The organism is Mesorhizobium salmacidum (SeqCode) (assembly GCF_037179605.1).
GTDB classification, from domain to species: Bacteria; Pseudomonadota; Alphaproteobacteria; order Rhizobiales; family Rhizobiaceae; genus Mesorhizobium; species Mesorhizobium salmacidum.
Genome location: NZ_JAPYKS010000021.1, coordinates 56,048 through 79,388, shown reverse-complemented (window position 1 = coordinate 79,388; position 23,341 = coordinate 56,048). Strand labels below are relative to the sequence as shown.

Annotated in this window: 14 protein-coding genes; 6 read left to right on the top strand and 8 right to left on the bottom strand. The window is 62.2% G+C overall.

What is annotated here, in order from left to right; translation table 11 throughout:
• Positions 1 to 15: 15 nt before the first annotated feature.
• The 4 genes from O7A60_RS24915 (at position 16) to O7A60_RS24900 (ending at position 6,563) form a co-directional block, all read left to right on the top strand.
• A complete protein-coding gene (locus O7A60_RS24915) occupies positions 16 to 810 on the top strand; it encodes a DUF2066 domain-containing protein (RefSeq protein WP_051442660.1) in 795 nt (264 codons plus the stop codon).
• A gap of 497 nt (positions 811 to 1,307) precedes the next feature.
• On the top strand, positions 1,308 to 3,779 hold the full coding sequence (locus O7A60_RS24910; RefSeq protein WP_337108430.1) for a caspase family protein: 2,472 nt from the start codon (positions 1,308 to 1,310) through the stop codon (positions 3,777 to 3,779).
• A gap of 440 nt (positions 3,780 to 4,219) precedes the next feature.
• The gene (locus tag O7A60_RS24905; protein WP_337108429.1) at positions 4,220 to 5,317 is read left to right on the top strand and encodes an OmpA family protein; all 1,098 of its coding nucleotides are present in this window, start codon (positions 4,220 to 4,222) and stop codon (positions 5,315 to 5,317) included.
• 73 nt (positions 5,318 to 5,390) lie between these two features.
• Positions 5,391 to 6,563 carry a caspase family protein gene (locus tag O7A60_RS24900; RefSeq protein WP_337108428.1) on the top strand — a complete coding sequence of 391 codons (1,173 nt, stop codon included), beginning with the start codon at positions 5,391 to 5,393 and terminating at the stop codon, positions 6,561 to 6,563.
• 51 nt (positions 6,564 to 6,614) lie between these two features.
• On the opposite strand, the gene O7A60_RS24895 is transcribed toward O7A60_RS24900, so the two are convergent.
• A complete protein-coding gene (locus tag O7A60_RS24895) occupies positions 6,615 to 7,151 on the bottom strand; it encodes a DUF6931 family protein (RefSeq protein WP_337108427.1) in 537 nt (178 codons plus the stop codon).
• A gap of 175 nt (positions 7,152 to 7,326) precedes the next feature.
• Here O7A60_RS24895 and O7A60_RS24890 point away from each other — a divergent pair, with 175 nt between their 5' ends.
• Entirely contained in the window at positions 7,327 to 7,866 is a 540-nt protein-coding gene (locus O7A60_RS24890; protein ID WP_337108426.1) for an OmpA family protein, read from the top strand.
• Between the two features lie 38 nt (positions 7,867 to 7,904).
• Here the strand turns inward: O7A60_RS24890 and O7A60_RS24885 are convergent, their stop codons facing one another.
• The 7 genes from O7A60_RS24885 to tagH form a co-directional block, all read right to left on the bottom strand.
• The gene (locus O7A60_RS24885; RefSeq protein ID WP_337108425.1) at positions 7,905 to 10,349 is read right to left on the bottom strand and encodes a M23 family metallopeptidase; all 2,445 of its coding nucleotides are present in this window, start codon (positions 10,347 to 10,349) and stop codon (positions 7,905 to 7,907) included.
• Positions 10,346 to 10,837 carry a DUF1036 domain-containing protein gene (locus O7A60_RS24880; RefSeq protein ID WP_027143742.1) on the bottom strand — a complete coding sequence of 164 codons (492 nt, stop codon included), beginning with the start codon at positions 10,835 to 10,837 and terminating at the stop codon, positions 10,346 to 10,348. Before O7A60_RS24880 ends, O7A60_RS24885 begins: the two co-directional genes overlap by 4 nt.
• A 13-nt stretch (positions 10,838 to 10,850) precedes the next feature.
• Positions 10,851 to 13,385, bottom strand: a complete 2,535-nt coding sequence (locus O7A60_RS24875; protein ID WP_337108424.1) for a serine/threonine-protein kinase — start codon at positions 13,383 to 13,385, stop codon at positions 10,851 to 10,853.
• Positions 13,382 to 14,161 (bottom strand): PP2C family protein-serine/threonine phosphatase, encoded by a 780-nt coding sequence (locus O7A60_RS24870; protein ID WP_337108423.1) that lies wholly within the window; start codon positions 14,159 to 14,161, stop codon positions 13,382 to 13,384. The genes O7A60_RS24875 and O7A60_RS24870 overlap by 4 nt, the downstream gene beginning before the upstream one ends.
• 135 nt (positions 14,162 to 14,296) lie before the next feature.
• Positions 14,297 to 17,854 (bottom strand): type VI secretion system membrane subunit TssM, encoded by a 3,558-nt coding sequence (gene tssM / locus O7A60_RS24865; RefSeq protein ID WP_415926856.1) that lies wholly within the window; start codon positions 17,852 to 17,854, stop codon positions 14,297 to 14,299.
• A complete protein-coding gene (gene tssL, locus O7A60_RS24860; RefSeq protein ID WP_415926855.1) occupies positions 17,851 to 19,350 on the bottom strand; it encodes a type VI secretion system protein TssL, long form in 1,500 nt (499 codons plus the stop codon). The genes tssM and tssL overlap by 4 nt, the downstream gene beginning before the upstream one ends.
• 290 nt (positions 19,351 to 19,640) lie before the next feature.
• Positions 19,641 to 20,720 carry a type VI secretion system-associated FHA domain protein TagH gene (gene tagH, locus O7A60_RS24855; RefSeq protein WP_337108421.1) on the bottom strand — a complete coding sequence of 360 codons (1,080 nt, stop codon included), beginning with the start codon at positions 20,718 to 20,720 and terminating at the stop codon, positions 19,641 to 19,643.
• A 245-nt stretch (positions 20,721 to 20,965) separates the two neighbouring features.
• Between tagH and O7A60_RS24850 the strand changes: the two genes are divergently transcribed.
• Complete coding sequence (locus tag O7A60_RS24850; protein WP_337108420.1) at positions 20,966 to 23,293, top strand: type VI secretion system Vgr family protein; 2,328 nt, start codon at positions 20,966 to 20,968, stop codon at positions 23,291 to 23,293.
• The last annotated feature ends 48 nt before the right edge of the window (positions 23,294 to 23,341 follow it).

The window sequence follows — 23,341 nt, the reverse complement described above, 5'->3', positions numbered from 1 at the left end:
GGGCAGGGAGGGTCAATGAAGAAGGCTCTGCTGACATTGCTGGCGTGGTTTGCATTTGCGGTCACGGCACATGCAAATGACGATGTGCTTTATCGCTCAAGCGTCATTGTCACCGGAGATCGGGAGGAAACGCGCGTCCCCTCCATTCCAGAGGGTTTCGAACTGGCAGCGCAAAAGCTGACCGGAAATCCCGACATCGCGCAAAACCCGGCCTTCGCTTCGCTGGCGACCGGAGCGCCTGGCATGGTTTGGTCCTACACCTACCATGATCGCATGTTCGGCACTCCAATTCACGATGAGCAGGGCACGCGCGATCGCCCTTTTGATCTCACATTCCAGTTTGACCGGAAGCGGATGGACCATGCGATGGCGGTGCTGGGCGAGAAGCCATGGCTAGGAGCGCGCCCAAAGCTGGCGCTCGTCGTCGAAGTGACCGACATGGCGCGCAGCTATGTACTGGCCGCCGATGGCGTCCACGGATCGGACCTGCGCGCAAGCTTTGAAGATGCTTCGGCGCGCTTCGCGATACCGATCATATTCGCGAACGAGGCCGATCTCTCGGCGCTGGCGCAGGAAAACCTTGATGCACTCCCTCTTGAGACGCTGGCCAGCCTGAAATCCAGGTTGGGCGCTGACGCGATCTTGGTCGGTCATCTCGATTGGGAAACCAAGGAGCCGGGCTGGCATGCGGTTTGGAGCCTGCCATTTAGTCCAGAAGATACCAAGTGGGAGGTCGGCGGTGTAAATTTCGATGCCGCCTTCCGCAACGCAATCGGAGGTGCCGCCAAGCGCTTACGACCGACCCAATAGTTCGGGTGCCATGACATTGCGGGAGGGAGTGCATCGCCACTGCGTTGCGAGGCTCGTGCGGGAGATCGGACCCCGGACGCGAGGTGCGACAGGCCGGGCCTAAACGGCTCCCAAGGGGGAGGGCACCGGCCGCGAAGCAACGCCGAGGCGAGATGATGTCATTGGCCCCCCGCCCTTTGTCGTGCTAGCCATCTGCAACCAGCCCTGCAGGGCCCCGATACCACCGCAGGCTCGGTCGCCTTCACCCAGCTTATTGCGGTCCCCACGCCACTGGGTTATTTTAGCAGTTGTGGGAACAGCATCTGCCATCGATCGCGGGTGCGACCTTGCCGTCTCGGCAGATTGTGAAGTCTTTAACAGACCAGGTGTCGCAAGCCGTGTCTTGTGCACCCCAGGTCATGAGCAGTTAAGGATGCGCCATGCTGCGATGTTTTGCGTTCATTGCGGCCCTGATGCTCGCGAGCTTCACGGCGTTCCAAGCTTGTGCCGATCGAAGGGTGGCCCTTGTCATCGGCAATTCCGAATACCGCGAAATTCCCGCCCTCAAGAATCCGGACAAGGATGCCGAGGACGTGTCGAGCACCTTTCGGCTGGCTGGATTCGACGTGTTCGTCGCCAAGGATCTCACCAAGATCGAATTCGAAAAACAGTTCCGCAACTACCTCGCGGCGGCGGACGGTGCCGATCTGGCGATCGTGTATTATTCCGGCCACGGCTTTCAGATCGGCGGTGAAAATTTCCTGATCCCCGTCGATGCATCGCTCAAGAACGCGGCCGACATTGAGGTTCAGGCCGTCAAGCTCGATGATGTGCTGCAGCAGTTGAGGACGAAATCGAAGATCGAGGTGATCATCCTCGACGCCTGCCGCAACAATCCGTTTCCGCGCAAAGACTATTGGTTGCGAGACCAGCTCATCGTCGCTGGCAACACCGGCCTTGCGCAGGTTAAAAGTTCGCTGAACACGCTTATAGCCTTCGCCACCGAGCCCGGTGCTGTCGCTTATGACGGAAGTGGCGACCTCAGTCCATTTTCCTCCGCCTTTTCCCGCCGCGCGCTGGCGCCGAACCAGGAGATACGCTCGGTCATGGCGGCCGTCCGCCGGGATGTGGTGGAGGCTACGGCCGGAAAGCAGGTGCCTTGGGAAAACTCGTCGCTGATCGACGAGGTCGTCCTCATGCGTCGCGCCAACCGGCCTGCACTGCCGCCCGTGTTGGAAAAGGTCGTACCGTCCGGCGTCGGGCCTGTCGCGCTCGACCTGCCGGAGCCGGTCGATGTCGATGGCGGTGCGGTCACCGTCAGCATCGACAGGCAGCCGGTGCTAGGGCGTCTGATCTTGGATGGCAAGGCGGTTGCGGCGGGGGAGCCGATTGCCGGCAAGGATCTCCCGCGATTGCGAATGGACGTCCCCAAAGGTGCCGGGGCCCAGGAACAAGTCGACATGCTGGCCTATTCAACGCACGACAATTGGGGAGGTGAATCCCGGGGCATCCTGGTGTTCCGGGTCAAGAATGGTGAGGGTGCCGAGGGCAAGCAACTTATAGCCTCGCTCGAGTCCCAGCAGAAGCAGCAAGCAGTGGAACGCGGTATTCATATTGCGGGCGCCGCCGAAGCAATCGAAAACCATGAGGTCCAGATTCCGGTAGGCGTCGGCCCGGTTCCGTTGCAGCTCGATTTCCCAACTACGGATCCGGCGGTCAGCCTGAAACTTGCAGGCTATCCGGCAACGGGAACGCTGTCGCTGCCGGATCGGACCTTGTCACCGGATTCAAGCCTGATGGCCAATGAAGTCGACCACTTGCGCTACGAACCCCAGATCGGCGCCGTCCAGCCACTGATCGTCGGCTTCGAAGTCAGGGCCGACAACACGTCGTCAAAGCCGGCGACGATGAAGCTGTCGCCAACCGTCGACCCCTGCGACAGGGAGGCCGGTGAGCCTCTTGACCTGCAGGGCGTCGTCCCCGGCCTGCTGCCGAATGAGATCAGCAGCAACGCCGTGGACGTCTGCCGGGCGGCTGTAAAAGCCTATCCGGACGTCGCCCGCTTCCACTACCAACTCGGCCGGGCACTGCTTGCCGCCGGGAAGGTCAATGAGGCCTTGAAGGCGATCCAGGAGGCTGCCGATAAGGGGCATGTGCGCGCAGTGTTCGAGCTTGGCTACCTCAACGCGACGGGAACGGGAATGCCCGTCAATCGCAAGCAGGCCAATACCTTTTATGCTGCAGCGTCCGACAAGGGCGACCCCTATGGCATGACCTCGTGGGGTCGCGCTTTGTTCAACGGCTATGGCGTCGAGCGTGATACCGCCAAAGGGCTGGACCTGCTGCTCAAGGCGGCGGCGATGGGGCACACTTATGCCATGAACGATCTCGCCGCCATCTTCACCGAAGGCCGTAATGGCGTGCCTGCCGATGCAGCTCGCGCCGTGGCTTTCCTCAAGGCTGGCGTCGAGCGGCAGGACATGTATTCGATGAACCTGCTCGGCCGCAATTACCTCGCCGGCACGGGTGTCGAGAAGGACCCCAAGACAGCGCTCTCGCTTTTTCAGAAATCGATGGATCTTGGCCAGCCCTACGCTCCCGGCAGCCTAGCGCGCATGTACAGGGACGGTGTCGGCGTGCAGCAGGATCTTGCAGAAGCGCAAAGGTTGTTCGAGCTGGCGACGGCGCGCGGCGACCAGTCGGCTGCGTATGATCGCGCAGCTCTGGAGATGCAAAGGGGTGAACAGGCGAACCAGGCCTTGGCGGTGCGCTACCTTGCTTTCGCGGCCGCGCTCGATCTTCGCAACGAAATTCCCGATGCCAGGAATGCGCTGTCGAAATTTGGCTCCAGGGCGAAGACGGCGGCTCTGAAGCAAATGCGTGGGGACCTGAAATCGAAGATTTCGGCGAACGGTTCGTTGGACGATCAACTGGTCAGGACGGCCAGGGCGGTCTGGGAGCAAGCCAATCCGCGCCGGGACGTGTTCTGACAACATGGAGGCAACAGATGGGCTGGGCATTAGAACAGGTAATCGTCGCAACGGTCCTATCCCTCACGGTGGCAGGGTGCACGACCATTGCACCCCCGCTCGAACCGACGACGACGAAACATCGTACGAACTCGGTTCGCACGACGACCGCACCAAAGGTGGTCAAGCAGAAAAATGTGACCGCCAAGAAACTGCTTATGCCGGTCAAGACCCAGACCACCCCAGTCATTGCGCCCTTGGGCGGCGGTGGCGCTGGCGGTAGTGGCGGTAGTGGTGGTGGTGGTGGCGGTGGCTGGGGGGGATAGCGCCTCTACAGCGCACGACGCGGTGCACGGCTATCGTAGGCCACAACGCGCTGGAACTGCTCGCCAAGCAGGAACAAGTGCTCTATGGTTGCGGCGTGCCGTTAGCGGGATCGGGTTGCCTGGCGGGGGCGTTCCATGTTCGAAGTCATTGCATTCTGGCAAGCGCGAGCAAAAGCGCGGCGTGCTGGCCTGATCATCGTAGCCATATTGGAATTGCTGGTCCTTGGACCGCGGACAGCGAGTGCCGCGCCGAACTGGACGCTCGATCCGGACGCTTCGGTGCTTACCTATCAGTCGGTCAAGAAGAACACGATCGTCGAGACCAACAAGATCAGGAATATCACCGGCTCGCTGAATTCCGCCGGTGATGCCAAGATCAGCTTCAATCTCAATTCCGTCGACACGGGCGTCGACCTCCGCAACGTGCGCATGCGATTCCTGTTCTTCGAAACATTCAAGTACCCGACGGCCGAACTGAGGGCAAAGGTGGACCCGGCTGCATTTGCCGACTTGCCGGCCAAACGCCGGATCAAGGCAACTTTGCCGTTCCGGCTCAGTCTACACGGAGTCGATAAGGACCTGGAGGCGAGCGTCGTTGTCACCATGATCAGTGACACCCAGGTCTCGGTTGCTTCCGAGGCTCCCGTTGCGGTGCATGTGGAGGACTTTGGCCTGCTGCCGAACGTCGACAAGCTGCAGCAGGCCGCCAATGTGACGAACATAGTGCCCACTGCCTCGGTGTCCTTCGACTTCGTCTTTGTTGCTGAGGGCAGCAAGCCGGCCGCTGGGCAGACAGTCGCGGCCAGCGGCACCGAAGTCGGTCCGGTGGCCACCGACGCCGCGAAAGCCAACTTCAGCGACGAGGAGTGCCTCAACCGGTTTGCAGTGTTATCGCGCACCGGAGCCATCTATTTCCGTCCAGCCAGCGCCAGACTCGATGCCAAGAGCCGTCCGTTGCTCGCCGAGGTTGAGGGTGTCGTCGGCAAATGCCCGACCCTGAATGTGGAAGTCGCGGGCTACACTGACGCGGATGGTTCGCCAGAGGCAAACAAAGCGCTCTCCGAACGGCGCGCCCAGGCGGTTGCCGATGCTTTGGTCGCCGATGGCGTGCAGCGCCGCCAGATCAGTGCCACCGGCTATGGCGAGGAGCGGCCGGTTGCGGCCAACGATACGCCAAAGAACAAGGCACTCAATCGGCGCATCGAATTCTCCGCCACGAAGCTCGCGAACTGAGGTCGGGGTGGGCTCCCGTCCATTCGCGTGTTGCGCTGGCTTGTTTCGCGGCGCTGGCCTTGTGGCGATTGTCTTGCTTTTGACTTTGACCGCCGCGACTGCCGAGCGCCGTGTCGCGCTGGTGCTCGGCAACTCGCAATATCAGCACGCCGCGCCGCTCGCCAATCCGGTGCGCGATGCCCAGGCAATGGCCGAGCGCCTGCAGCACCTTGGTTTCGATGTGGTCTCTGGCTTCGACCTGACCAAGCAGCAGACGCAGGCCACGGTCGCCCAGTTCGCAAAGCAGGTGCGCGGCGCCGATGTCGCGCTTTTCTTCTATGCCGGACATGGCTTGCAGGTTTCAGGCAAGAACTACCTGCTTCCGGTCGATGCCGCGCTCGAGGATGAAACGTCACTCGACTTTGAGGCCGTGTCCGTCGATTTCATTTTGCGTCAGATGTCTCGCGAGACCAGCGTAAGGTTGGTGTTTCTGGACGCATGCCGGGACAATCCCTTGGCCGATGTGCTGACTAAGACCGCGGGCATCAAAGGTGCAAGCAGCGGCCTTGCGGAAATCGCGATCGAAAATGGGGGCGCGGGAACGCTCGTTGCGTTCGCTGCCAGTCCCAACCAGCTCGCCTATGATGGGTCGGGCGACCACTCGCCCTTCACGACGGCATTGCTTCAGCACATTGGGGAATCCAATGTCTCCATCACCGAAGCGATGAACAGGGTGACCAGCGACGTCTTCAAGGCGACGGCCGGCAGGCAACGCCCCTGGGCCAATGTTTCCTTGACCACCGAGGTTGTCCTGCACAAGGTCGATCTCAACGCGCCGCTGATCGTCGGGCAGTCGAGCACCCCGCCAGCTGAAGCCAGCTCCGGGACGCACAAAACCGGCGGGTCGTCGGCCCAGGATGACGATCAGCTTGCGCTCGATGTTCTCCGTGCGAAGATCCCGAAACTGGCCACCGACGGCCCCATCTTTTTCGATCGTCCCGTCAAGTTCGGGGAGCCGGCGATCGACGGCAAGAGCATCGCCCAACTGATCAAGGGCGAACCGCTGTTCAGTCCGGTGGAAGGTCTCGACAAGTCGGTCTGGGAAGGCAAGCACTGCGATAGCTGCCATGAGTGGAATGAGGCCCGGCTCTGCGAGCAGGCGAAGAATTTCGCTGCCAACGACGTCTCGGTCCTGCGGCTGCAGCATCCGCTCGGTACCCGATTCAAGGTCGCGCTGGCCAGATGGGCGCAAGGCGGCTGCCGGTGATGCTGGGCTGCTGCCAGCGCCGGCGAAGGCGAGCAGGGGAGGCGAATGCCGTTAGGCCTCCATCTCCACCATCTGGATGCCCATCTCGACAAAGGCGGAAAGCAAGGTAAACCGGTCCGCCAGCGCGGCGCGGGCCAGTCCAGCGAGGATCGCGGCATTGACGGCATGGGCGGCAGGAAATCCGCTCGATTCCATTTTGAGGGTCGGGTCACGCCATACTGCTGCCAGAGCGATCCAGGCGGCCGGCGTTGCCGGCGGCAGGTCCAAGGACTTGCTCAAGACGGATTGATGGTGGGGGTTGTCAGGTTCGCCGACGCGGGCATGAACAAGCGCCAGCAAATCGAGCTCCCGGTTCCCGAGGAGCTCGGCGACATTCCTCAGGCATTCATGTCCCCACCAGACGGCGGCTCGCTCGGGGAGGAGGTAGGCACAGAACGTGACTGCTTCTTCCGGGACTCGCCCGGCAAGCAGGTTACGGCAAAAATCAAGCGGCGGCTGACCGGTGGCCAGCGATTTCATGTCCCTGGCGATGGCGGGACAAGCAAGAAACAGATCCCGTGCCGTTCTGTATCCGAGTTCGTTAGCCATGGCTGCCCAACCTGAAAGCCAGCAGACAAACACTCAAGCCTGTGGCCGAGCGCCGGTCAAGCGTCAGCCTTTAACGGGTGGCGGACAGGAGCAAATTGCGTTTGTCCACAGACAATCGCTTCCCGATTTGATATGGTAGCGGCCAGCGAAATCCACTCGAACAGGAGTGACGGTCATGCGATTGGGCAGTTCAGCCTTGGCATTGGTGGCCATGCTTCTTACGACGCACGTATCCGCCGATCCGCTTCAGAAGTCGGAAGACATCGTGAAGTTCTTCGCCGGCCAGCCCGGCAATCTGGGTGCTTCGCGCGGGATCTGCGTCGGCACGGAGGAAGAGTGCAAGAGCAAGGCCGAGAAGACTGGCTCAACCTCCCAAAAGGGCGGCCTCGACATGATGATCAATTTCGCCCTTGATTCCGCGCAACTCGACCAGGTTGCGCGCACCGAACTTGATGAGTTCGCCAAGGCGCTGAAGGACAATCGGCTGAGCACGTTCAGCTTTGTCGTCGAAGGTCATACCGATGCAACTGGCTCGGACCGCTATAACCAGGAACTTTCGCAGCGAAGGGCGCGGTCGGTGGCGGCCTTCCTGACGGCCAACGGCGTAGAATCTGCCAGACTGGAAGCAATCGGCCTCGGCAAATCGCATCCGCGCGTCGCCAATCCTTATGATCCAGTCAACCGCCGCGTGGAGATGCGCGTCAGGACCGAGTAGGCTGTCGCCAACAGGCGATCATTTAACAGCGATATGCATTAGCCTGGCTGAAACGCCCCTTGGACCGAATTGAGCAGCGCCGTTATGGCCTGCTTGTATTTTTCGAACCCCGGTGATGTCTGTCGGATTTCGGTCGTGGTCGTCGCCGGCTGGCCCGCGTCTGTCGCCACGCGCAGCACTTTTTGACCCATCTTCCGCTCGGCCCAGTCAATGACATAGCCAGCGGTCTTGCCGATGAGGAAAGGATTGGCCTCGATCACCGCTGACCCCAGAACGGCGCTCAGTTGCGACGAGCCGGACGCAGCCAGCACCTGGTGCGCGCCTTCCATGCCAAGGAAGTGGCAGAGGTAAAGGCGCCCTGCGGTTATCTGGTGGCCGCGCGCGCGCAGATAAGCCTCGCCTTCGCGCGCGAGGTTGCGCACCATCTCACGCGACAGCGTCACGTCGTAGCGAAGCGCAAGCAGGTCAGCGGTCGAGAGCGAACGGGCAAGATCGGGGCGATAAGTGTTCATCATCCGGATCCAGGTCTTGGTGATGAACTGGCCAGCGCCGGTTGCTGATGAGTTGGGGTTCTTGGCGCGGGCGCTGCCGCCGCTTTCGACATGCACGATACGGTCGGTTAGCGTCTCGACGGCGGAATCGCCGGAGCTGCCGGATCCGCCGGAGCGGGCGTCTGCGCCGGCAGCAACCGTGGTGACCGTTCCGAGCGGATCGATTGCCTCGCCGTTTTGATAGAGTTCGAAATGCAGATGCGGTCCGGTCGAGAGCCCGGTCGTGCCAATATAGCCGATGACGTCGCCGGCCTTCACCTTGGTGCCGACGCCGCTGGCGATGGCGAATTTCTGCATATGCGCATAGCGTGTCTCGCGTCCGTTTGCATGGGCGATCTTGACCAGATTGCCATAGCTGCCGCCATCGCCTTGGAAGCTGATCTCGCCGTCGAAGGCCGCCATGATCGGCGTGCCGATCGGAGCCGCCCAGTCGACGCCTTTGTGGATTCGAACCGTGCCTAGGATGGGATGCTTACGCGGGCCGAAGGTCGAGGTCATGACCCCGCTCACCGGCGTGACCATGCCGTTGGCGATGGACAGCGAACGGACCTGATCATCGCCCGTCACGCAGGCATACTGGCCCTCGCTTTGCTGATAGACGAAGCAGTCGAGGTTCTTGTCCCTACCGAGGACACCGACGTAAAGCACCCGTCCGGATATCTCGCCTTGGCCGCGCGGGGTCTGCGAGTAGATCAGCACCAGGCGCTGGTCCTCGGCGGCGAAGGCGTCCAGATCCTGTCCTCGCGACAGATACATGATCGCTTCGCCGATCACGCTGGTCGGCACCTTGTTGCGCGCCGCGGTCGAATAGATTGCGTCGAGCAGGCGGTATTGCCGCTTCGGCCCGCCCTGATCCGAGCTACCGGAATAGTTGAAGAGGTCCTCGCGAACCCAGGGATCGGCGCCTGAAACAAAGGGACCCGCGGCGCTGCGCGTCAGCGTACCGACATAAACATTCTTTGCGTAGACGGAGACCTGCATCAGCGACATGGCGGTGGTCTCGCGGTTGGGCCGGAAACCGCGCAAGGCGACCACAAAGCCGGGCTCCAACCCGTCGCGGTCGAACAGCGCTTTCAGCGCCTCGCCCGCAAGCCTGGCGTCATCCGCGGAGAAATGCGCGTCGAGCGCCACGCTTTCCAGGCTGCGGTCGTTGAGGACTTTCACGAAGGTGTCCTCTGTCGCCTCGAAACGCTGATATTCGCTGATGACGGTCGCGACGGTGGTGTTGTTCTCGATCGCGGTCTTGGCGAAGGCAGGGAGCGCTGCCTCGCCCTGGTCGATGGTCTCGCCCCAGCCGGCCTCGGGGTCGTCTGCATCGGCTTTAAGTGGCGAAGCTGTGGGCACCCCGCCTTCATCCGGCGTCGCCTGCAGGTCGTTCGCCAGATCATCTTCTTGCTCATTGGGTGCCACGGCAGGTGCGGCCGAGGTCGGCTGCTGATTGTCCGGTGCTGCAGCGGAGGGCTTCGGAGGTGCCTGCCGCTGCGCCTGGAAGAAGGCAAAATCCTCCTGCGTCGAGGGGATTGTCGTCATGAACTTCTCGCTGGCGCTCAGCATCACGTCGGACAGGATTTCGATCTGCGGCGAAGCCCCGGAACTGTCGAGTTCGGCCGGGCGCGCAATGGTGTGGCCCTTCGTGGCGGTCTCGTCATCGGGTGCCAGTGTGATCCACATCGGGTCACCGGCAAGGTCGATGATCGCCGGCACATAGACCGCCGCGTCGGCGGGCACGTCTTCCATGCCTTCGACGGGATGCAGGTCCTCATTCTGGTCGCCGAACGACCACTCATCCTTGGTAAGATAGAAGCTGGTGGCGATGGTGATGACGGTGAGCGTAGCAACGCCGGCAAGGACGCGGCGCCAAAGTTTACGTCGGCGTTCGCTCTGGCGCGCCAGCTTCTTTTGTTTGAAGCTCGTGTCGATGCTGTGCGTCACGGGCTGCTTCCGGTCAGGAAATAGGTCCAGCGCACCTGCTCGAGCGTATCGACCTCGACGAATCGCGCCGCGATATGACCGCGCGGCCAGCACTCCTCGATGCCACGGATGGAGAAGCGGCGCCGATCGACGCACATCTCGGTCGATCCATTGAGGATCGCATGGCCGAACACGTCGGTGGCGTAGAGGTAGATGTAGCGGTTGGTTAGTTCCTCGCGGATCACGTTCACGCACTGGTTGGCGCCGATGGTCCACCAGCCGTCGGTCTGGTCGGCATTGTCGACCTTCTGCCCGACTGCGAGGTTGACGACGTCGAGCGTCTGATTGCAGACGGTGAATTCGGCACGCGCCGTGCCGGTCGAGAGGATAGTGAGCAGCACCGCACCGAACAGCGCGCAACCGGCCAGGCGGTCGGCCAGCAAGAATCGAAACCAGCTACGCTTTACGCGTGAGGGATGCTGGCAAATAGACAGCGAGCGACGGTCCATCGGCGTTTCATCTCTATCCGCCGAGCCGAAAATACTTGGCGGCGGCGGAGAATTGCGAGCCGTCGGCCTCGATCTCCTCCAGGATCTTTGGCAGAAGGTCGGAGGCCGGTGTCGGTCTCGAGAACATCGCGGCCTGGATATCGTGCGGTCCGGTGATCACCAGCATGATCTGCGGCAGGGGCTTGCCGGCCGCTTTGTCGGCGGCGCCCAGACCGATCGGGATGCTGAATGTCGCCTTGTCGGTTTGCGCCACCATGCGGTCATCGAGGTTGAAGGCGATGCCGCGGTGGTCGATCAGCATGACGTTGGAAACGAGCCCGCCATGCGTTGCCAGCGTGCCGCTGATCGGCGCGCCATCCGGCACCGATGTCCGGTCGAGAACGAGCCGCGGGCTATCCATCCGGTTGCGGTCGAGAAAGCGCAGGAGCTTGGTCACTTCACACTGGGGCTGCTCGATCAGACGGACACTGATGTCCGGCTCGAGATGGAACCTTGCCCGAAATTCATTGAGCAACTGCTCGAAGGGCTGCACGGCCGTCGCGAAGCCTTCGATAGCGACGGCGCTGGCGTCTTCGGATATCAGCGACGCGTAGAAACAGTCGCCGCCGCTGAAGTCGCGCACCCATGAAGCGCGTTGCGCGGTCTCGTCGCCGGTCGTCGCCGGGGGGACCGCCGGCTTGGGCACATTCATCGCGACTTCGGTGTTTTCGGGCTGTGTGGTCACCGGTGGCGGTTGCTGGGACGACTGCGCCTTCTGCGTCGGCTCTGATGGCACGGTTGCTGGCGGCTGGATGGCGGGCGGGGGAGGCGCCGCCGGTTCAGCCGGCGGCGTGGTCGGCTGCGTCGGCACGGGGCGCTGCGCAATCGGCGGCGGGGAAGCCTGAGGCTGGGCCAATTTGGAGAGCCTGTTGACGAGGTCGGTTGCGCTTGGTTTTGTCGCCGGGAGGTCTGCCTCCTGCGCCGGGTTGCCCTCTGCCTCCGCCTGGCTTGGCGCCGATGTCTCCGGCGGCTGGCTGACTGGTTTTGGCACTTTCGCACTCTCCTCGGCCTTTGGCACCGAAGCTGCCGTTGGCGGATTGGCGGTCGGCGTCTGGGCTGGCTTAATCCCGACCCCTGGCACTTGCGGGGGATTGTTGTTAGCCTGTGATTTTGTTGCCGGCTGCTCGCCTGCAGCGTCCGCCTGGTTCTCAGCCGGTATTGCGGTCTTCGTCTTTACATCGGGCAGGGCAGGTGGCTTCACCGTTTCGACGGTGCCGGCGTTGTCGGTTTTTGACGGCTCTGGCTGAGGTTGCACCGGTGGGTGTGGCTGAGGTTTCGATGCTTCCGGTTGCGGCGCCTGGGCCACCGGCTTTGCGATCAGCGGTTTGAGTTTCTCTTCGGCCGGCGGTGGCGCCAGTATGCCACTGAAGTACAGCCCGCCGCCCAACAGGAACACCAGCGCCGCGAGGCTGCCAGCGATGGCCGGCATCCGAGACGACTTTCGCGGCGGCATGGTCGTGCTGGCCGGCGCGGGCGTTGGCGCGGACCTTGGTTGCGACAGATGCGCCGGCCGCACATGTTCAACGAAGCGCTGTTCGCCAGGAGGCGCCGAAGGCTGGACCCTGGACTTGGGCAGTGCCGTCCAGCCGGCGCGCGGCAATCCCGAGCGTTCACGCGAACCGTAGGCTGCCGGCGGCAATGTGACCTCGGCATCCGCGTCACGCGTTGCCCTGGCGATGTCGGCCATGCTGGCCGGCCGATCGCGCGGGTCCGGCTGCAGCATCGCGCCGACGAGCTCGTGGAAATTGGGATCGATGTCGGACAGGTCCGGCACGGTTCGGCGTTTCTCGACGACGTCGTACTGGGTGCCGCTCATATCGAGCGGCTTTCCGCGCAAAACGGCGGCCAGCACCAGGCCGAGGCTATAAATATCGGACTGCTCGCTCACCTCGCCGCCATAGAGGCCGAGCTGTTCGGGCGAGACGTAATTGTATTTGCCAGCGAACTTGCCGCCAATCAGCGTTTCACCGCCTGCGGCCGCCGACCGAGCGATGCCGAAATCAATGATCTTGGCGCGCTCCACCCGCCCGCCGGGCAGGATGATGTTGTCCGGCGACAGGTCGCGGTGAACCGCGCCCGCCTGGTGCACGGCGGCCAGCCCCGACGCCAGGCGATGGCAAAGGCGCCGCACTTCTTCTCCCGGCATCGGTCCGCGACGCATCACGTCGAAGAGTGATTGGCCGTCCACGAACTCCATCGCCAGATAGGGGCGGCCGATCTTCGGATCGATGGTGAAGACGTGATAGCGCACCACTGCGTCATGCGACAAATGGTTGAGGATCGAGGCTTCCTTGCGGAACAGCGACAAGATCGTCTGGTCGCGGGCGAATTCGGGGAGTACGATCTTGATCGCTACGTGGTCGCCGGTTTGGATGTTGTGGCCGCGATAGACTTCTCCCATGCCGCCGGATGCGATCCTCTCGTCGAGTTCGTAAATGCCGCTGAGCTGTGTGCCGGCGCCAGCATAGGTGACGTTCGCTGATAACCGCGTCTTGTCGTCGTCGCTCATCTGGCCAGGCTCTCCGCGCCGGATCGATCCTGATGGAGCGCACCGTCGCGCCCGCCGCCGATCTTCACCAGTACGATGGTCACATTGTCGGTCCCGCCGCGCGCCAGCACCATCTCCAGCAGGCTTTGGCACGCCGCCTGCGGCGTTGCCGATCTCACCGTGGCTTCGATCTCGGCGTCGCTGACATGTGCCGTCAGGCCGTCGGTGCTCAGAACGAAAACATCCCCCGGTATCAGCTCGCCCTGCTGGAAATCGATCTCGAGCTCGTCGCTGACGCCGACAGCATGAGTAATGACATGACGGCGCGGCCAGGTAAGCGCCTCTTCCGCACTGATCATGCCGCGATCCAGCAGTTCCTGGACCTCGGTGTGATCCTTCGAGACCTGAAAGATCATGCCGTTGCGGACCAGATAGATGCGGCTGTCGCCGGCCCACAGGCCTGCGAACCGCCCGTCCATGGCAAGCAAGGCCGCGAAGGTGGAGCCGATGGTGATGCCGCGGGATCGCGAGATGTTGCGGATCTCGGAATTGGCGCGGCTCAGCCGGTCTTCGAAGCGCGCGCGAAGGTCCGGTGCCGAGCTCGCGATGCCAATCGTTGCCAGATGATCGACGATGCTGGCCGACGCGACCTCGCCGGCCTCGTGCCCGCCCATGCCATCGGCCACCACCCAGAGGCCGGTCTGCGGGTCGATCAGGTAGTTGTCCTCGTTGTGGTCGCGCACGCAGCCTCTATGGCTCACGCCGAAGCTTTCGATGGGAAGGGCGACAGTGCTCAATTTGCCACCAAGCGCTTCGCGAGCGTCCCCTGTGACCAACCACGGGCAGCATGCCCAGGCCACTTTGCCACATGCGCATACATTAGAGTACCGAAATAAGGGCTGCAGCCGTAGGCGCGCTTGAACACGGCCATGTCAGAAAGCCTTCGGACAGCTGAAGCCGGCCAGGGCTGGCAACAGGAAGGGATTGGCCCCCGATCCGGACTGGATCATGTAGGCGACGTCTCGTCCGCCGATCACGAAGCGGGCTTGGGTGTTGGCGCCGTTGGCGGTGATGGTCGCCGTGTCCAGCAGACGCTTCAGGGCCCAAGCTCCTTCGAATTTAAGCGCTGAGTCGCGGCCTGGCATTTCCGGCATAAGGGTAAGGCTGGCGGAAGCCGAGGCAGTGCTGTTTGGCCACGTCACCGTGCTTGGCGCATTGCCCGTCTGGCTGCTCTGGACAGTCTGGCCGTCAATGTTGAGAAGCGCGTTGTCCGCGTCTCCATTCAGCGAAAAAGGCGTGATGGTGAGCGAAACCGACGGCACCGAGCCGCCGGAGGGGAAGAAGGCGCTGCGGATCTCGGCGGCCGACTGAAAGGATTTCAAGGTCGACTTCGCGAGCTCGTGGCCGGAGCGGGCATCCTGTCTCCAGGTCCATTCCTGGCCGGTCATGTCGATCAGCGACGCAAGGTTCTGCGCGAAGAAGCGGTCCATCAGCCCGCCTGGTGCGAAAAGCCTGGCGAAATCCGCTATCGAGATCTCTTCCGTGCCGTCGCTGGCGAAGGGATAGCGACCGTTGACCGCCTCCTCGCAGGCTCGTGTGACCGTCTGGTCGAGATTCTGGTTGAGGTTGGCCACCGAAGCTTCGGCAATGTTACTTGCAAACTCGTCCGTTGCCGCGTTGACCATGCGCGCAAGCGGCTTTGGAAGGCGCGAGACATTGGCGCGCAGCGTGGAGATCTGCAGCTGCAGGTTGGCGTTGACGCGTTCGGTCTGTGAAGGGACATCGGCCGAAAGCTTCAGGCTTTGAAAAATGTCGTGAAAGTTCCGCGCCAGCGCATCGAGCGGCCGCCGTCCATTGGCGCCGCTGACCAGGGACTGGAACGATCGAAACTGTGCCTCGACGCTCGCACCGGCACTGTGTGCGAGAGCCGAGCCCGAACCGGCACGGCTCTGTGACTTGCCGCCGGCGATCTGCAGGCCGATGCGAGCCAGGCCTTTGGCCATGGTGGCGGGATCCTCTTGTGCCGCACCGGTTCCGCTCTCGGCCATGGTGTTCTCTTTCGTCAATGCGGTCTCCTCGGCGATCGCCGTGTAGAGCCGATCGAGAGGCGAGCCCGCTGCGGCGAGGGCGGAAAGCGCGAGATATCGCGGCTTGTCCTCGAGCAACGCCTTGAACTTCAGTTGGTCGAGTACGCCGTTCCATGCGGAGGAGAATTCCTTGCCGTAGCGGTCGATCAATTCAGGGCCGAGCTTGGGCAGGTCCTGGTCGATGCCGCCCTGTTCCTCGCCGCCGCCAAGCACCCACCGATCGTTCATAAGCGTTTGGGCGATGCGCGAAAGCTGCGGCAGGAAAAAACGGTTGAAGCCGGCGCGCGTGTAAAGTCCGGGAACGTTGAGATCCGCCAGATCACTGCCATCGGTTCGTTCAAACACGAGCTGTGCCTCAGGACCGGCTTTCGCTGCGAGGGAGAAGTTGTCCAGCCTTGCGGCGTAAACCGCTGACTTGATCAGCGCCGAAGCGCGGTCGGCAAGGCTCATGCGGCCAAGGGAGCGTTGCGCGGCTTCGATCAACGGTTGGTTGAGCTCGAAGAGAGGATCGTAGGCGTCGTCGAGGGCGAGCATCGCGCGCAGATGCTTTTCGAGCTGCGCGCGGCCTTCGCGGTTGTTCTCGCCCGGATAGCGGTTCACTTCCCAATCCTGCTTCATCCAGGAAACGATCAACTCGTTATCCACCTTCGGAGCCTTGCCGCCCAGCATCAGGTAGATCTTCAGCGGCTCGTAGAGCGCGATTGGATCGGCTATCTTGGCCTGGATGGTCCGCTCGGCCTGCACCAAGAGCCGGGAGCGGAATGTCCGCTCGAGCGCTTGCCGGTAGGCATCCCTGGACGCCGACAGCAGCCTCTCGCGCTGGCCCAGCCCGAACGTCCCCTCGATCGGCTTTCGCTGGTCGCCGTTTTCGAACCCGGCTGGCAGGTTGCGCAACTGGTCGAGCGGGCCGATGACGTTTTCGAGATCGACATCGGTCACCATGGTACTCTTGAGCAGCGAATCCGCGCTGTTGCGATACTGCGCCATGGCCTGCCTGGTGGAGGCGATCAGCGACTTGTTGGCGAAGAAGTTCAGCCCAAGCACGCCGAGCGCCGTCAAGGCCGCCAGTCCAATCGCGGCGAGGCCGCCAAATCTCGCGAACCTGGCGCGCCGTTCGGCCGCCCGGTCGAACGATACCCAGCCCGATTCCGGAAAGATCACCTTGGTCAGGAGATCGTGCAGGAAGAAGCTCTTGCCGGTGCCGGAAAAATGCGCCTGGGAGGCGCTGCCGAAGCTGCGCCCGATGGTGCCCAGAACCTGGTCGAACGGTGTTCCTTCCTGAGTACCCGAGGAGAAATAGAGGCCCCGCAAGCTCACATTCACCCGCGATCGAGAGGCATCGAACAAACTGGTGATGAAATGCGCTGTCCGGTTCCTGAGGGCGCCGAACTGCGCCGGGAACTCGAAGATGGCGATGCGGGCCACCGGATCAGCCTCTTCCTGCAAGCGATCGACGACTTCTGCTGCCAAGCGCTGCGCCAGACCGTCGAATTCGGCCGGCGCCTCGCTGGCCATGTTCCTTGTGCGATCGACGGTCTGGAACGTTGCGCCCCATACCTTGCGCCTGCGCGCTTCGTCGAATTCACCGAAATAATCCATGAAGCCGGATACGAGATCGGCCTTGGTGAAAAGCAGATAGACGGGAAACTGGACCTTCAGCGTCTCGTGCAATTCGCGCAGGCGGCTTCTTATCTCGGTGACATGCGCCTCGACCTGCTGGTCGTCGAGGCTGATAAGATCGGCGAGGCTGATGGCGAGGATCACGCCGTTGATCGGTTGCTTGACGCGGCTTTTCTTGAGTAGTCGCAGGAATGCAAGCCAGCTTGCCTTGTCGCGCTCGCGGTCCGAGTCCTGCGTCGTGTAGCGGCCGGCCGTGTCGATCAGCACCGCTTCGTCGGTAAACCACCAGTCGCATAACCGTGTGCCGCCGACGCCGGCCACCGGCTGGGCATTGCCAAAGCCCGCAAGCGGAAACTTCAGCCCGGAATTGACCAGCGCCGTCGTCTTGCCGGCGCCTGGCGGCCCGATGATGATGTACCAGGGAATATCATAAAGGAAGTTGCGCGTGCGGCTCGTCCGCCTCAGCGCTGCGATGGCTTCACTCATGCGTGCTTCGAGCACCTGTGAGTCGTCGCTCCGCTCGTCGCTGCGCACGATGGCCGTTTCGAGTGCCTTTTGCGCCTTGCGCCTTTGCCAGAAGCGAATGCCGTAGAACAGTGCAAGCGCCGCCATGGTCGCACCGATGACCACCGCCCTGAGCCACACGGACCCAAGCGGGCGGGTATCGGCGAAGCGGATCAGGGGTCCCGCATACCAGATGGCGGCCGAGAAGCCGGCCAGGGCAAGCACGCTGAAGATCGGCAGCACCCAGCCGACCAGCCGCTCCTGGCCGCGCCCGCTCACAACGCGTCCTCCTTTTGGATTATCACGTCGACGCGGCGGTTCTTGGCGCGCCCTTCAGCCGTCGCATTGTCGGCGATGGGTTCGTCTTCGCCCTTGCCATCGACGCTCAGGCGCGATGGGTCCTTCAACTGCTTGGCCATTAGGGCCTGCAGCGCTTTTGCGCGCGCCACGGAAAGATCGAAATTCGACTTGAACGGGCTCGACTTCTTCGGCTTCACATTGTCGGTATGGCCGACGATCTTGATCGGTCCGGGTTCGGCATCGAGCGCCGTGGCAATGTCCGCCGCGATGGGCTGGAATTGTGCCGTCAACTCGGCCTGGCCTGATACGAACAAAAGCTGGTTGCTGATCTCGACAACGATGAAGTCGCCCTTCGTGCCGACGCTCAGTCCGCCGCCGGCGACCTCCTTGGCGAGTGCCTTTCGGATGCGGTCGATCTGCGTGGTGTTCGCAGGAGCCGGTGGTGGCGGGTTGGTTTGCACCGGTTCGCTGGGTGCCGCCACGCTGGCGCGTTCAATGGTAACCGGGGTGGAAGGATTGAGCGCCAGCAACTCGCCGGCCGTTACATCGCCCTCATCGGTGATCAATATCCTTAGCCAGAAAAAGGCCGCCGTCACCAGGGTCGCCGCGGCGGCTGCGATAGCCCACAGCGGCAGCCGCACTCCTGGCCTGGCCAGCGCAGCCGCCATGCCTTGCCACCGCGGCGAAATGTCTTCGGCGGCACGCGGCCGGAAATAGCGCAGTGTGTCGTACACGTCGCGCCGGACGCGCTCGAGCGCGTTGCGTTCACGCTGCAACCCCCGATACTGGCCCTGGAACCCGAGCGACAGGCAGGCATGCAGCAATTCGAGCAGGTCGCAATGCGCTTCAGGCTTCGCGAGGATATTGTTCAGCGCTTCGTAAAAGCCCGCACCTGTCGGCTGCGTGTGGAAGAACCTCACCACCATACTGTGCTGAGCCCAGCTTTGCTTTTCCGGCCAGGGCAGGTTGCCGATGAGATCGTCGGCAGTTTCGCAAAGTGCAAACTTTGCGATCCGCGCGTCTTCTTCCCCAATTCCGGCTTTGGCGGTGGTACGCTCGAAGCTCTCGATAACGTCTGCGGTATGCTCCGCCAAAGCGGCCGCTTGCCGTTCGACCGGTATCAGCCGCAACTGGCCGAAAAGCATGAGCAAGGGGGCTGCGGCGGCAAGGATAGGATTGGCCGCGGCATACTTCACGCCGACGGTGGCGTTGAGCAAGACATCCTGCTGCAACGCCGGTGCCCTTGCAGGCACCGCTTCGTCGTCCTGAATGACCACGGTTCGGGACGACCAGCCGGGGGGCGTCTGCCGGCCGACGCCGGGGGCGAACACCGTCGATTCCCTGGCGGGTGATGAAAGAGGGGGCACACTTGGCGCACCGGAACGACCGGGGGCCAAAAGCGGCTTTTGCCTTGGCCGTGGCGCGCGGATGACGGTTTTGTCCGGAGGCTCGGAGGAATCGTCCTTCGAGCTCATCGGCGCACCACCGTCGAGGTGCAACGAACATCTTTCAGGGGAGGGGACAGCGGCGCAGGGTCAGGATCAGCAGCGAGCCGCGTGGAAAGACTGAACTTGCCGAAAAATGACATTCCTGCACACGCCCCAAGCCGCGCCGCTCTGCCAGCCTTGGCAAGCGCCCATGTGTATTCTAGTCGCACAGGCAGCCGATTGAAATCGGAAAGCGGGATGATCAAGCAAGCGGCCTTTTCTATGGGGCTCGTAATAAAGCCCGTAAGAGCGGTGCTAACGAGATTTGGCGAGTACGGCTATTTCTGCTTACAGGCCTTGGCATAGGCTTCAGCGAAATAGGCGAGGAAGACATCCAGCATGCCGTTTTCATGCTTGTCCTCCATCGTGCGCCACGTAGCGACGAGCGCATCCCAGGCTTGGCTTTTCCTGGATGAAAAGGAGGCAGGCGGGATCTTTTTGGCAATCGCCTCCGGCGACAGGTCGTCGAGCAGCCTCGCGAGCGCGGCCTGCATGGCGGCGTACGTAGCGATTTCGTGGGTCTTCAGGTCGCCGAACGCGTCCTCGATGCTACGTTTGGCATCGAGATAGCCTGCCCGGCGCTTGGCAAACATGATCTCCAGCATGTCGTCGGTCCCCGGCACGAATTTCAGCGGGTTGTTGTCCTCGGCGCCGATCATCGTGCGGTGCGCGCTTTTGGCGAGCACCTTGGCCGCCGCGCGCGCCTTGAGCAGGAGGGAAAGTTGCTCGACTGTGGTTCGCAACACCGCGCCGATCTCGGCAGCGACCTCATGCGGGTCGCGCGCCGCCAACAGCTCCGGCGATAGACCGGCGGCCCTGGCGATGTCGCGAAGTATCCCGTCCGCATCCGCCGGCTGCTTGGCTGGGACAGGGGGGCTGGGCAGCGGCGCCGAAGGCGTCGACATCGGCGCTGCCTCGCCCGAGCGCGGCTTTGCCGGATTGAGAAATGGTGTACTGCCGAGTTCAAGCGGTGTTCCTGTAAAGGAAGGCAACTCGCGTTGCGTCGAACCGGTCCCGGCTTGCGCATGACCGGTGGCGTCCCGCTCTTCGTCGATCGACACGGTGATGACATAGTGGCCGATCAGCAGCCGGTCGCCTCGGGTTAGCCGATGCGGCGCATGGATGCGCTGGCTGGAGCCGTTGACGAAAGTGCCGTTGCGCGAGCGGTCATGGAGCCAGAACGAGCCCGTCTGATAGCGGACTTCGCAATGCCGGCCAGAGATGATTTTGTCGGGGTCGGCCAGTGTCCAGTCGCAATTTTCACGGCCGATTTCAAAGCTGCGGTCGCGCGCGGCATAGCTCGTCGCGACCCCCGGCGGCAGCCTGTCAACATTGCTGATCTGGAGCGAAATGAACATTCGAAGCCACTGTCACCGCTGAAATCCAAGCTATTCTAGCAGCTTGCCAGCGCGGTGGGAGAGGTGCGTTTAACATGAATGCACTCGACGGTTAGCCATTGCTTTTGTTTGGCCGCCAGAAAACATATGCTAGGCTTGCAGTGGTCCGATGCGGTGAATTCGAAACTTCCCGAACGTGATGCAGTTTGCAGGGCGGGGGCTTCAATCCATCACATTGGCGGCCGCGTCCAGGAGGGGCACGACCCATGCCGAACGAACGTGCCACGGTTGTGCAGACGCCGGTTGGCGCCGATGTGCTGACCTTTACCCATCTTGTCGGTCGTGACGAGATAAGCCGATCTTTCGCCTATACTGTCGGGTTCGTCAGCAAGAGCCGTGACGTCGATCCGCTGAAGATGCTGGGCGGCATCGTTTCAGTCGAAGGTGAATCCAATCCAAAGCGCTGGTTCAGCGGCCTGGTCTCGGATTTCAAGCTAACCCGCATCGAGGACCGGCTGGCGTTCTACGAGGCAACTGTCAGGCCATGGCTCTGGTTCCTCGGCAACACCACCGACTGCCGCATTTTCCAGAACATGACGGCGGTCGAAATCATCGAAAAAATATTCTCTAAATACGGCATCGCCAAATTCGAAAAGCGGCTGCAGGGGTCTTATCCCTCGCGCGAATATTGCGTGCAGTACGATGAGAGCGATCTCGATTTCGTGCAGCGGCTGCTCGAGCACGAAGGCATCTTCTATTTCTTCGAGCATGACGAGGGCAAGCACACGCTGGTGCTGTGCGATGCGATGAGCAAACTGAAGCCGGCCCCAGGCTATGAAAAGGTGCTCTATAATTTCGAAGGCCACGGCTCGCGGCGCGATATCGAATACATTACCGAATGGATTCCGGCCAGCACGGTGCGACCAGGCGCCTACGTTCATACAGACTACGATTTCGAGAAGCCCGGCGCTGACCTGATGGCGAAATCCGCCCAGCCCTTCGGCCACAAGGAGGCTTCGGGCGAAAACTACCGTCAGCCTGGCGCGCATCTGGATGTCGGGCGGGGTGATAAGATTGCGGGTATCCGGCGCGAGGAACTCCAGGCGGTGCACCAGCACAGCACGGCGGTAGGTACCGTGCGCGGCCTTTTTTCAGGCTGCAAGTTCACCCTCGAAAGTTTTCCGCGCGACGACCAGAACCAGGACTATCTGGTGGTCAGCGCCGAGTACCGGCTGTTCGATCCGGGCTACCGGACCCAGAACGACGCTCACAACGAGAATTTCAAGGTGGTGCTGGGCGTAGCGCCCACGAAATTGCCCTACCGGCCGCCGCGGATCACGCCGCGACCGATCATGCGCGGACCGCAGACCGCGACCGTCGTCGGCCCTTCGGGCGAGGAAATCTTCACCGACAAATATGCGCGGGTGAAGGTGCAGTTCCATTGGGACCGGCTCGGCAAGAAGGATCAGAATTCTTCATGCTTCGTGCGCGTATCGCAGAGCTGGGCCGGCAGCGGCTGGGGCTTCATCCAGATCCCGCGCATCGGGCAGGAGGTCATCGTCGACTTCATCGAAGGCGACCCGGATCTGCCGATCATCACCGGCCGTGTCTACAATGCCGCCGAAATGCCGCCCTACGGGCTGCCCGGCAACGCGACGCAATCGGGCTGGAAGTCGAATTCGTCAAAAGGTGGCGGCGGCTACAACGAGCTGATGTTCGAGGACAAGGCCGGCTCCGAGCTGGTCAACTTCCAGGCGCAGAAAGACCACCATCTGTTGATCAAGCACGACCGCAACAAGACGGTGCAGCATGACCAGTCCGACCGCATCGACCACGACGCCAAGCACTCCGTCGGCCACAATCTCGATGAAGACGTCGGCAACAACAAGACGGTCAAGGTTGGTGTCAATCAGACCACCAACATCGGCAGCAACGACACGGAGACTGTGGGCGCCAACCGCTCGCTGACGGTCGGCGCCAACGAGACCATCCATGTCGGTGCCAATTCGTCGGAAACAATCGACTCCAACCATTCGCAGACGGTCGGGCTGGTACAGACGGTGACGGTGGGCGCGGCGCGCATCGACACAGTCGGCGCCACCGAGACACGCAGCGTCGGCGCGGCGCAGACGAACACCATCGGCGCATCGAGAAGCGTCACCGTGGGTGCGGGGCAGACCCACAGCATTGGCGCCTCGGACAGCTGGACGGTGGGAGCCAGCCAAATCGTACAAGTCAGCGCCGACCAGAACTTTGACGTTGGTGGAGCGCAGGCCCTGCAGATCGGGAAATCCCGAGCGACCAAAATTGCCGACGACGACGCCGCCGATATTGGCGGCGGCCACAATCTGAAGGTGGGTAAATCCAGTGCGGTCGACGTCGCCGACGACGGCAGCTTCAAGATTGGCAAGAACTTTGCGATAGACGCCGGCGATTCGATTTCGCTGACATGCGGCAACGCCTCGATCACGATGAAAAAGGACGGAACGATCTTGATCAAAGGAAAAGACATCACGGTCAGCGGATCCGGTAAGATCAATATCAAGGCGTCGAGCGACGTCACCATCAAGGGATCGCAGATCCACGAAAACTGACGGTGGTTTGGCTCGGGGAAGAGGCGGGGCTGTGCTCTTCGCCGCTTT

Excerpts from the sequence above, each read along its gene's own strand:
- O7A60_RS24915 (WP_051442660.1), top strand. The coding sequence starts at position 16 with ATGAAGAAGGCTCTGCTGACATTGCTGGCGTGGTTTGCATTTGCGGTC.
- O7A60_RS24905 (WP_337108429.1), top strand. The coding sequence starts at position 4,220 with ATGTTCGAAGTCATTGCATTCTGGCAAGCGCGAGCAAAAGCGCGGCGT.
- O7A60_RS24895 (WP_337108427.1), bottom strand. The coding sequence starts at position 7,151 with ATGGCTAACGAACTCGGATACAGAACGGCACGGGATCTGTTTCTTGCT.
- O7A60_RS24890 (WP_337108426.1), top strand. The coding sequence starts at position 7,327 with ATGCGATTGGGCAGTTCAGCCTTGGCATTGGTGGCCATGCTTCTTACG.
- O7A60_RS24880 (WP_027143742.1), bottom strand. The coding sequence starts at position 10,837 with ATGGACCGTCGCTCGCTGTCTATTTGCCAGCATCCCTCACGCGTAAAG.
- O7A60_RS24875 (WP_337108424.1), bottom strand. The coding sequence starts at position 13,385 with ATGAGCGACGACGACAAGACGCGGTTATCAGCGAACGTCACCTATGCT.
- tssL (WP_415926855.1), bottom strand. The coding sequence starts at position 19,350 with ATGAGCTCGAAGGACGATTCCTCCGAGCCTCCGGACAAAACCGTCATC.
- tagH (WP_337108421.1), bottom strand. The coding sequence starts at position 20,720 with ATGTTCATTTCGCTCCAGATCAGCAATGTTGACAGGCTGCCGCCGGGG.
- O7A60_RS24850 (WP_337108420.1), top strand. The coding sequence starts at position 20,966 with ATGCCGAACGAACGTGCCACGGTTGTGCAGACGCCGGTTGGCGCCGAT.